10 protein-coding genes are annotated in these 9,727 nt (G+C 44.9%); 1 reads left to right on the top strand and 9 read right to left on the bottom strand.

All coding sequences use genetic code 11. The annotated features are described in order from the left end of the window. Positions 1 to 6: 6 nt before the first annotated feature. The 4 genes from deoB to ald form a co-directional block, all read right to left on the bottom strand. The gene (deoB, locus tag ACFQ0C_RS29665; RefSeq protein ID WP_379372107.1) at positions 7 to 1,179 is read right to left on the bottom strand and encodes a phosphopentomutase; all 1,173 of its coding nucleotides are present in this window, start codon (positions 1,177 to 1,179) and stop codon (positions 7 to 9) included. Between the two features lie 163 nt (positions 1,180 to 1,342). Then, positions 1,343 to 2,239, bottom strand: a complete 897-nt coding sequence (gene xerD / locus ACFQ0C_RS29670) for a site-specific tyrosine recombinase XerD (protein WP_379372109.1) — start codon at positions 2,237 to 2,239, stop codon at positions 1,343 to 1,345. A gap of 107 nt (positions 2,240 to 2,346) precedes the next feature. After that, entirely contained in the window at positions 2,347 to 2,580 is a 234-nt protein-coding gene (locus ACFQ0C_RS29675) for a DUF4227 family protein (RefSeq protein WP_258215443.1), read from the bottom strand. A gap of 128 nt (positions 2,581 to 2,708) precedes the next feature. Next, complete coding sequence (gene ald / locus ACFQ0C_RS29680) at positions 2,709 to 3,875, bottom strand: alanine dehydrogenase (RefSeq protein WP_379372112.1); 1,167 nt, start codon at positions 3,873 to 3,875, stop codon at positions 2,709 to 2,711. A gap of 158 nt (positions 3,876 to 4,033) precedes the next feature. On the opposite strand from ald, the gene lepB reads away from it, so the two are divergent. After that, positions 4,034 to 4,588 carry a signal peptidase I gene (lepB, locus tag ACFQ0C_RS29685; RefSeq protein WP_379372114.1) on the top strand — a complete coding sequence of 185 codons (555 nt, stop codon included), beginning with the start codon at positions 4,034 to 4,036 and terminating at the stop codon, positions 4,586 to 4,588. 86 nt (positions 4,589 to 4,674) lie between these two features. On the opposite strand, the gene fur is transcribed toward lepB, so the two are convergent. From fur to ACFQ0C_RS29710, 5 genes are all read right to left on the bottom strand, one after another. Then, on the bottom strand, positions 4,675 to 5,124 hold the full coding sequence (gene fur, locus ACFQ0C_RS29690; protein ID WP_258215446.1) for a ferric iron uptake transcriptional regulator: 450 nt from the start codon (positions 5,122 to 5,124) through the stop codon (positions 4,675 to 4,677). Positions 5,125 to 5,349: 225 nt separating this feature from the next. Then, complete coding sequence (spoIIM, locus tag ACFQ0C_RS29695; RefSeq protein ID WP_258215447.1) at positions 5,350 to 5,991, bottom strand: stage II sporulation protein M; 642 nt, start codon at positions 5,989 to 5,991, stop codon at positions 5,350 to 5,352. Positions 5,992 to 6,054: 63 nt separating this feature from the next. Further along, complete coding sequence (locus ACFQ0C_RS29700; RefSeq protein ID WP_379372117.1) at positions 6,055 to 7,242, bottom strand: endonuclease Q family protein; 1,188 nt, start codon at positions 7,240 to 7,242, stop codon at positions 6,055 to 6,057. 2 nt (positions 7,243 to 7,244) lie between these two features. After that, on the bottom strand, positions 7,245 to 7,805 hold the full coding sequence (locus tag ACFQ0C_RS29705; protein WP_379372119.1) for an NUDIX domain-containing protein: 561 nt from the start codon (positions 7,803 to 7,805) through the stop codon (positions 7,245 to 7,247). 322 nt (positions 7,806 to 8,127) lie between these two features. Continuing rightward, positions 8,128 to 9,291 (bottom strand): DUF3866 family protein, encoded by a 1,164-nt coding sequence (locus ACFQ0C_RS29710; RefSeq protein WP_379372121.1) that lies wholly within the window; start codon positions 9,289 to 9,291, stop codon positions 8,128 to 8,130. Positions 9,292 to 9,727 lie beyond the last annotated feature (436 nt).

Genomic DNA, 9,727 nt, shown 5'->3' on the forward strand with positions numbered 1-9,727 from the left:
CAATTCTTATAGCTTGCCTAAAAAGCTGCTGCCATTGTCAGTACTCCGTACGCCAAAATTATCAGCTATCGTAGCACCAAGATCAGCGAAGGTATCCCTGATGCCAATCGAATGCCCTTTGCTCAAGCGTGGACTATATATGAGCAGCGGCACGTATTCACGAGTGTGATCGGTTCCTGGATGAACAGGATCATTCCCATGATCTGCTGTCAAAATAAGCAAGTCGTCCTGCCCGATTTCATTCATGATTTGCGGAAGCCATTCGTCGAATTCTTCAAGGGCTTTGGCATATCCTACAGGATCACGGCGATGGCCGTACAAGGAGTCAAAATCAACAAGATTAGTAAACAAAAGCCCTTTAAACGGCTTTCGCAAATAATCAATGGTAGCCTGAATTCCATCCAAATTACTTTTGGTTGATCTTGCTTCCGTTATACCTTCGCCGGAATAAATATCATTGATTTTACCGACCGCAATGCAATCCAGACCTGCATCCTTCAAATGATTCATGACTGTAGGCTCCGGCGGCTTAACCGCATAGTCATGACGGTTCGGAGTACGCTTGAAGGCTCCCGGTTGACCGTTATAAGGTCTCGCAATAACCCTTCCCACCGCATAAGGCTCCTCTAGTGTCAGCTTGCGCGCTATTTCACAGCCCCGGTACAGCTCCTCAAGAGGAATAATATCTTCATGAGCGGCCAGTTGAAACACACTGTCTGCCGAAGTGTACACAATCCAGGCCCCTGTATTCATTTGCTCTTGTCCCAGCTCATCCAAAATCTCTGTACCTGAAGCAGGCTTATTGCCAATAACCTTACGACCCGTCTCCTGCTCGAAACGATCGATTAATTCCTTTGGAAAGCCATCCGGAAACACATTGAACGGAATGGTCACTTTCAAGCCCATGATCTCCCAATGGCCAGTCATTGTGTCCTTCCCTACGGATACCTCGGCCATTTTTCCGAAGGCAGCACTTGGTTGTTCAGTTGGTTCAATCCCTTGCAGCGAAGCAATGTTGCCAAGCCCCAGCTGTTGTAAATGCGGAAGCGAAAATCCAGCAACTGTCTTTGCAATATGGCCTAGCGTATGTGAGCCGCTGTCACCAAACGATTCGGCATCTGGAAGCTCACCGATTCCTACGCTATCCAGGACGATTAAACATATACGTTGAAAGGTCAAACTAGCCACCTCCTTTAGATAATAACCATCTTTTGTATTATCGCAAAACAGTCGCAGGTTTGCAAAAACGGATTGTCAATTACATCTTAACTAAAAAAGCCCATTCCATAATACTCGGAACGAGCCTGAAGCATCTATTTCGACTGATCATCAGCAACCGCAACTACCTTTTGGCTCTTGGATGCGCTCGGTCGTAGACCTCTTTCATTTTGCCACGAGTTACCTGGGCGTAGATTTGAGTCGTTGAAATATCCGCATGGCCCAGCATTTCTTGTACCGAACGCAGATCTGCCCCATTTTCCAATAAATGTGCAGCAAAGGAATGTCGAAGCGTATGCGGTGTAATTTCTTTAACGATCTGAGTCTCAGCGGCATATTTTTTAATAATCTTCCAGAAGCCCTGGCGGGTAATCCTGGTCCCAAGATGATTTATGAACAATGCTTGTTCCGTCTCCGAATGCTTCAAAAGTCGGGGGCGCATTATTTTGATATAGGAACTGACATACTCAGCGGCAATTCCTCCAAGAGGGATAATCCGCTCCTTCAATGCTGTGCCAACGCAACGAACAAATCCCAGCTCCAGGTTCACGTTCTCAACATCCAGGGAGATCAGCTCGGAAACACGAATGCCTGTCGCATATAAAACTTCCAGCATTGCTTTATCCCGCATTCCGTTGGGAACTTCGGTATTAGGAGCGTCCAGCAACGATTCCACTTCCGTGATTGTTAACACATTGGGCACTCTTTTCTCAAGCTTGGGTGTTTCTATATACAACGTAGGATCCTGCTGTATTCTTCGTTCGCGAACCAAGTACTGGTAGAACGCACGGATCGAAACCATATTGCGAGACTGGGTAGCAGCAGCTCTTCCCAATTGTTTCAATTGTAATAAATAATTGGATATTTGTATTTTTTTTGTATCTGTCAGCGAGTTAATACCTTGCTCCTCAAGAAAGTATAGATATTGGATAATATCTCTTTCATAGGATTCCAGCGTATTTCGGGCCAACCCCCGCTCATCAGATAAAAAATGGATGAATGACTGCAGCTCGTTTCTCATTCCGATTTCCCTTCCTATGTCAAACCATGGATACTCAACTAAGGTAATCCTCTAGTAAATTCAACATGAAAGGACAGAATCCTGCTGCTGAAGTAAAGGCAAATTTATTATTCTCCCAGCCAATAAAATAATTTCAAGCGGTCACGCATAGAGCCTTGATCCGATATGGACACTTGGTTTTGAAAAACCTTTACCGCTTTCCCCGCTGGTTCCTTATAGCGTTGAGTCGGTTCTATCCATTGTGTTACTACGATCAGCATGTGGTAAAGCGCATAGGTGAATACGCAAAACACTAATAGAAATTTTAACCGCCCCAACCATCTTCTGAAATTAAAGATCATAGCCTGTACCTCCTTAAGCGTTTTTGCGATAGCAAAAACCTGCTTCGTAAGCGTCTCCTTGAGTCTACAAAGCGCCTTCCCTTAAAGATAGACTATGATCATTGGACCAGCTTTATGATTAATGCTGCCTATGGATTCAGCAGTTCTTCAACTTTACGGAAGGGTAAGCCCACTGCTTCAGCGACTGCTGAATGAGTGACATGACCCTGAAACGTGTTCACTCCCAAACGCAGATCCGGATGAGCGCCAATCGCTTGAATAACCCCCTTGTCGGCAAGCTCCAAGGCATAAGAAAGCGTAACGTTAGTTAAAGCCAGCGTTGATGTTCTTGGTACCGCCCCCGGCATATTGGCTACAGCATAGTGAAGGACGCCATATTTCTCATAAACGGGGTCACTATGTGTTGTAACCCGGTCTACCGTTGCTATGGAGCCACCCTGATCAACAGCTACATCTACGATTACAGCTCCCGGTTTCATATGCTTAACCATATCCTCAGTAACCAGCTTGGGTGCCCTCGCTCCCGGGATCAGCACAGCGCCGATTAATAAATCGGCTTTCTGAACAGCGCTTGCTATATTGTACGGGTTAGACATAAGTGTTCGTATTCGTCCTTGGAACACATCGTCCAAATAGCGCAGCCGGTCAGCGCTGCGGTCTATGATCACCACATTCGCTCCTAATCCCAGCGCCATTTTGGCCGCATTAGTCCCAACGATCCCACCGCCCAAAATAATTACATCCGCAGGTGGAACGCCAGGGACTCCGCCTAATAATATACCTCTGCCGCCATAGAAACGCTCCAGAAACTGTGCTCCAACCTGTACTGACATTCTCCCTGCCACCTCACTCATTGGCGTAAGCAGCGGCAAACTGCCATTAGGCAACTGGATTGTTTCGTAGGCAATACCTGTCACTTTACTTTTTACAAGCGCTTCGGTAAGTTTCGGCTCGGCTGCCAAATGGAGATAAGTAAAGAGCGTCAAGTTTTCACGGAAATATCCATATTCTGACGGCAAGGGCTCTTTAACTTTCATTATCATATCCGATTGCGACCATATCTCTGCTGCTTGCTCCAGCACTGTTGCTCCTTCTTTTATATAATCATCATCAATAAACCCGCTCCCCTCACCGGAACCGGATTCAATGATTACTTTATGCCCATGCTGTAGCAGCAATCCCGCTCCTCCTGGAGTTAGAGCAACTCTGTTTTCGTTATTCTTAACTTCCTTAGGAACACCGATTACAGTTATATTCGGCATATGGCCTGCTCCCCTTTCCGTGATTCTTTCCATTACAGGTAACTTCCCCAAAAGGCCAAGACATTAATCACATCATGAAAATGAAACAATACCAAAATCGAATGATTTTCAGCAAAAACCTTAGTTTTGAAATCTATGAATAGAACATGCTATACTTTTAAAAGAAACAAATGTGTAGTGGGGGATTATTGATGAAAAAAGTAGCGACTGAAATACGAAGCTGGATCTTTTCTATCGGAATTGCTTTTGCATGTGCTCTGTTAATCGGTGTATTTGTTTTGCAGCCTACCAATGTGCTTGGGCATTCAATGGACCCAACTCTGCATGACGAGCAGCGTATTTTCGTCTCCAAAATTTCGCATACTTTTCATTTGGAGCCCGACTATGGGGATATTGTCATCATCGACAGTCGTGTGGACCGAAGCCGGAGTGTACTTGATGACCTTCTGGAGCATCCACTAATCTCCCTTTTATCTGACAAGGATGACCGCATCATTTATATTAAACGAGTCATCGGCAAACCCGGCGATGTGCTGGAATTTAAAAATCATCAGGTATTCCGTAACGGCGAACCATTGAACGAACCTTATCTTAACGAGCAAATGAATTATACGTCATCACAGAAGTTCGTCGTTCCTGATAAACATCTGTATGTGATGGGGGATAATCGAAATAACAGCAAGGATAGCAGAAATATTGGCTTTATCCCGTTAGATCATGTTCTCGGAATTAAAATAGGGAAATAATCCTTCTTTTACACAAGCGCGACATATATCATACTATGACAAAAAACCTTCAAACTTGTTAAATCAAGCTGAAGGTTTTGTTCGTTTTATGGTTTGTTTTTGTCGTTGCAGCGGTGACATATTCCTTGAAAATCCAGCCGATGATCCAACACCTGAAAACGGTATTCACGTTCCAAGCGCTCCTCTAGATGTCCCAGCCAGTCTTCCATTATTTCATCGACTGCTCCGCACTGTACACATATTAGATGGTGATGATGATGACGAGTGCTGTCATTACGCAAGTCATACCTGGCTACGCCGTCACCGAAATTCATTTTCTCCACAACATGCAGTTCGCTTAATAATTCCAGCGTACGATACACTGTGGCAAGACCAATTTCGGGAGCTTTATCCTTAACTAGCATAAATACATCTTCAGCACTGAGATGATCTTCTTCATTTTCCAGCAGCACACGGACGGTAGCTTCCCGCTGAGGAGTTAACTTATAGCCTTGTGATTGGAGCTGCTGTTTAATTTTTTCAATGCGAGATTCCATGTTCCTCCCCCTACGGGTTTTGCAATAAACAAAACCTGCTACGTAAGCCTATGCCCAATTACAACAATAAAAGCCGAATATTCTGCTGGGCTTCATCTTACATTATAGGTCGGGTTTAGTTGGAAAGTCAAACATAATAAGGTAAGCTGCTGAACTTTAATAGCTACGATTGAATGATTCCGCACTAACAAAATGTTATATTCTATCTAAATAAGAAGATTGGGATCAAGGAGCCATAGTAATGAGCATCGGAGTCACCCATTTCATAATAACCGGAGAGAGATAAGCCTCGAACAACGCAACTCCAGCCAATAATACACCCGACAGAAGAATCGTTGAGGAATACCTCATAAATGGTTCATAGAAAGCCCCTTTGCGCATCATAAATCGATGCTTAACCAAATGGATGGAAAACGCCATTGCAGTTACACTACAAATAAGCAGGGCTGGAATAACAAACAGATTTTGCGGAACAACAGAAACAAGTGCAAACAACAGCCCCTTCCAGGACAGCTGTCCTACTAGATATCCAACGCTAAAGCCGATTAGAACACCTTTTAGAAAATCAAGAATTAATATCAAGGGCAGACCGACTACGGACATACCGAGTACCCATATGATCAGTATCCATTTGATGTGAAGGGCAAAGGATTGTTGAAAGGATGCCTTAATATCACTGAAAGCTCCCTGTTCCACCGCTGAGAAAAAATTGCCCAAATATCGCATAATCTCCTGTTTTTGCTCAAAAGACAATGCATTGACCATCACAGTTCCAAAAACAACACCTGTAATAAAAATAACCCCTACGAAAATATACAGCGACAAATGCTCTTTCATATAAAGCTGCAGCGAACGGTTACGGTTCATGGTGGGTCAGCCTCCCTTGCACTATTAGTACAAGCATATGAGAAGCTTCTATAGGTTATGACATTATCTGCCCGTTACTTTACCGTACTTGCCTCCACCGCCCACCTGAAGCATTAGCTTGTCCTCTCGCGCTTGTACAATATACTCTGCTATCTCCGTGCCGGCTGCTTGCTCTAGCTCTTCACAGGAAGCCTTATGCAGCAGGTTCATTTCCGTACCGAATCGTTCAAGAAGCGCCTGAAGCTTCTTCGGTCCGAGCCCAGGGATATATTCGAGAGGCACCTGGTAATGATAGGCCGGTCTATCCTCAGGTACGAACGGATGCCCTGCTTCACGGTCGGCAATATTAAGAATACGGTCCAGAACACCGTTAACAATCCGTTTGCTGCCGCAGTAAAGACAGCGTTCCACCGCCGTCTCCTGCTCATCTAGAACAGAGCTGCAATCAGCGCAATACGTACGGTGGTATTTACCAAGCCGCGGGTTCAAACCATAATTAGCCTGCACCCCTCTTCCATCCTCCCTTGCCAGCGCTTTGCGCAGCTCTTCAAAGCTGGCATCCTCAAGCTTCAGAACATTATATTCACGGCCTATCTTAGCCAAGGAGTGAGCATCCGAATTAGTCAAGTAGGTGTACCGATCCAGCTCGGATATATAACCAGCCATTTCAGAATCGGCGCTTAAACCAAGCTCTACAGCCGCAATCCCATCCAAGTCAAGCAAATGCTCCATCCGTGTGGAGCAGCTGCCGTAAACGCTTTTGTGTGGAGTAAATATATGCGCCGGGATAAGCAGTCCTCCTCTTCCCAGCACCTCTTGCTGCAGAACCTTGGCGGGGACATAGATTCGCTGTGAGCTTAGTCCCACATTTTTCATATGCTTGCCCATCCACATGGTAAACTCCTGCATAACGGCCAGATTAGGCAAATATGCCAATAAATGAGCTGTACCCATGCCAGGGTCGCGAACTTCAATTTCGCTGCCTAGAATGACAGTGGTATTGTGATACCTAATCCCTCCTCCATGCAGTTCCTCCATCTCGCCTTTGTCCAGATAAGTCTGCATCTCGTGCTGCACAGCCGGTGATTGACAGTCAATGATCCCCACAATATCCATGCCTTTTCGCTCTGAAGCTTCATGGGCAATATTATAAAAGGTCAAATTATTGGAAGCGCTGATTTTTACGGCCTGTCCGCTTTCGGTACGTCCAATATGAATGTGCAGATCGGCGTAAAAAGATCTCATTCCCATTGTTAGAAGCTCCCTGTCAGCTTGTATACCTGCCAAGCATAAACGGCCGTAATGGTTTTAGCATCGCTAATGCGCTGTTCGCGTATATACTGCTGCGCTTGCTCTAGGGTAATACTTTCGCAATCCAGAAATTCATCCTCATCCAGATGTACCTCACCCTTCTCGAGCTGCTCAGCCACGTATAAGTGAAGTATTTCATCGGCAAACCCCGGCGATGTATAGAAGGAACACAAGTGCTTCAAGGAATCGGTCCGATAGCCGGTTTCTTCTTCCAATTCTCTTTTGGCAGCTTCCATGGGATCTTCTCCCGGCTCAAGCTTCCCGGCTGGAATTTCCACCTGACTTTTATCCAGGGGCTTGCGATATTGCTCCACTACCAGCATGCGGTCCTCGGTCAATGCAAGCACTGCTACAGCACCTGGATGCCTGACGATTTCACGGGTTGCCGTCTCACCGTTAGGCAGTTTCACCGTATCTACCTGCAAGGAAATCATTCGCCCTTGGAAAATAGATTGTGAAGACACGGTTGTTTCTTCATATTTGTTGGATACGGATTTATTCATTACGGATTCCTCCTTGAAAATGTTCGATTGAAGCAGCATTTTTACTATTTTCTATTATACCATACATGCAGCCATACTATTTTTATAGCAACAGCTTGTCATAACCATTCTTTGCCTTGCATAGGGTGTAACAAAGATATCCATTGCAGGAAAGAGGGATTACAAACTATGAAAACTTATATGACTGAAGGACAAATCCGATTGGTAGGACGAGTGTGGGAGATTCGGAGGTTTCTAAAGCTGGCGCAGCAGCGCAGGACAACCGATGTTAGTTTGCTGGAATTTTTGTCGGAGCAGACAGGTTATGCTAATAAAAAGCAACCTATGCATCGGCTTCATCTCGATGGTGAGGCTGCTGCTTATATCCCTGCAAGCAATTGCATGCAACCGCAGCCGCAGCTTGAACGCCAGCAAAAAACGCAGGATCCGAATGTAATTCCCTTCCCATTGAAGTAATGGGCATAGAATAAGCGCGGAGGGCTTCCTCATGAATATTTAACGTGCTGGTAGTTATCCATTGCAGCTTATGTTTATAAATCAGACCGGCATGCTCGATCTGCATCCTCAGACAATCTCCCCGTTCACTATCCAAATCGGGCATTGCTGCAATCACACCAGGCTGTGCAATATCACGTAAAATAGTTAGCGTATGATGGCTGATCCCATAATGCCTATCTCGCTTATCTGCAAAGCTAATTCGCGGGATTACTATGGGCTGACCGTTTAACGCTGAAACGGCATTAGCAATTTCACCAACCTCCAAACCACTGAAGCCAAACTGTGTGTTCGTGCCCACGCATCCAGGCCCCATCGTAACTATCGTTAGATCCGCATTTAATATATGCTTGGCAGCCAGCAGCGCCGTATATTTATTAACGGTTTCGATATCGCCTCCGTAGGCATGACCGTAAGTAATTGTACCCGTTAACCAACCTAGCTTACGGAGCTGAATCACATGCTTACTATAGGCAATCGGCAGTGCTCCGCCATCAGACATGATATAAGCAATCCGGAAAGGCTTCTCTGTATCATGATCCAATTGCCGTATATAACATACTGCAGCAGGCAGCATACTATGAAGCTCACCGATGAGTACAGGCATCCCGTCCAAAGCTTGCTTGGAGCCGCTGAACAAATCGTGATAAGGACTTGAGGGCTCTTCAGCGGCAAGCACTGCCCTCTGCAGGGAGGTGTATCTGAGCTTCATAATATGGCCTGTACCGCTATTATTTTTTGTACTTTTGGACAGTATCGCATGTACAAAGTGAACTCCTCCTGTACCCAGATGAAGCGATACAGCCGTCGTATTAAGGAGAACCTTATCCCCTGCTTCCAATACAGGAAAGTTGTCCGTATAATGAACAGCTTTCTCTATTGTTTCACCATCTCCGTCGTCCATCAGCACCTCAACCTCCTGCAAGCCTCCTCCTTTCGATTCCAAAGGATCCGTGACATGTTGAACTACCCCCGTTCTCCATTCAATCACATTAGACACCCCACTTAAGATTCGACTTCATTCCATTTAATGTATGCTATCTCCAAAAACTTCTTTCCTCCTGTTTGGAATAGGTAAATCAAGGATAATAAAAGCTTCTATTCAAAGCCTTTTCAATGAAGATTACATCCATGTCTAAGATCTAGCATTACTTGCAATATCATTTTATCTAAATATAGGGTGGTAAAAACTAAAAATTCTTTTGACATTCTATGGGATTCATTCCGTCACTAGGGTTTACCCATAGGAGATAGCGCTCTGTCGAAAGAAAGATGATAGATGGAAATCCTCCCGTTAATCTAGCCTGGATATCGTTTGAAAGCAATCTAACTGGAAAAACTCAGGCTGTCGAATTAAGCGCTTTCAATATCTCTCAAATTTTAATCCATACACCCTATTTCTCAATAGTGTTCTCGCAAAGCTCAAT

Source organism: Paenibacillus sp. GCM10027630, assembly GCF_042676305.1.
Lineage (GTDB): Bacteria > Bacillota > Bacilli > Paenibacillales > NBRC-103111 > Paenibacillus_S.

Coding starts and splice junctions, on each gene's coding strand:
- xerD (WP_379372109.1), bottom strand. CDS start 2,239: ATGAGAAACGAGCTGCAGTCATTCATCCATTTTTTATCTGATGAGCGG.
- ACFQ0C_RS29675 (WP_258215443.1), bottom strand. CDS start 2,580: ATGATCTTTAATTTCAGAAGATGGTTGGGGCGGTTAAAATTTCTATTA.
- ald (WP_379372112.1), bottom strand. CDS start 3,875: ATGGAAAGAATCACGGAAAGGGGAGCAGGCCATATGCCGAATATAACT.
- lepB (WP_379372114.1), top strand. CDS start 4,034: ATGAAAAAAGTAGCGACTGAAATACGAAGCTGGATCTTTTCTATCGGA.
- fur (WP_258215446.1), bottom strand. CDS start 5,124: ATGGAATCTCGCATTGAAAAAATTAAACAGCAGCTCCAATCACAAGGC.
- spoIIM (WP_258215447.1), bottom strand. CDS start 5,991: ATGAACCGTAACCGTTCGCTGCAGCTTTATATGAAAGAGCATTTGTCG.
- ACFQ0C_RS29700 (WP_379372117.1), bottom strand. CDS start 7,242: ATGGGAATGAGATCTTTTTACGCCGATCTGCACATTCATATTGGACGT.
- ACFQ0C_RS29705 (WP_379372119.1), bottom strand. CDS start 7,805: ATGAATAAATCCGTATCCAACAAATATGAAGAAACAACCGTGTCTTCA.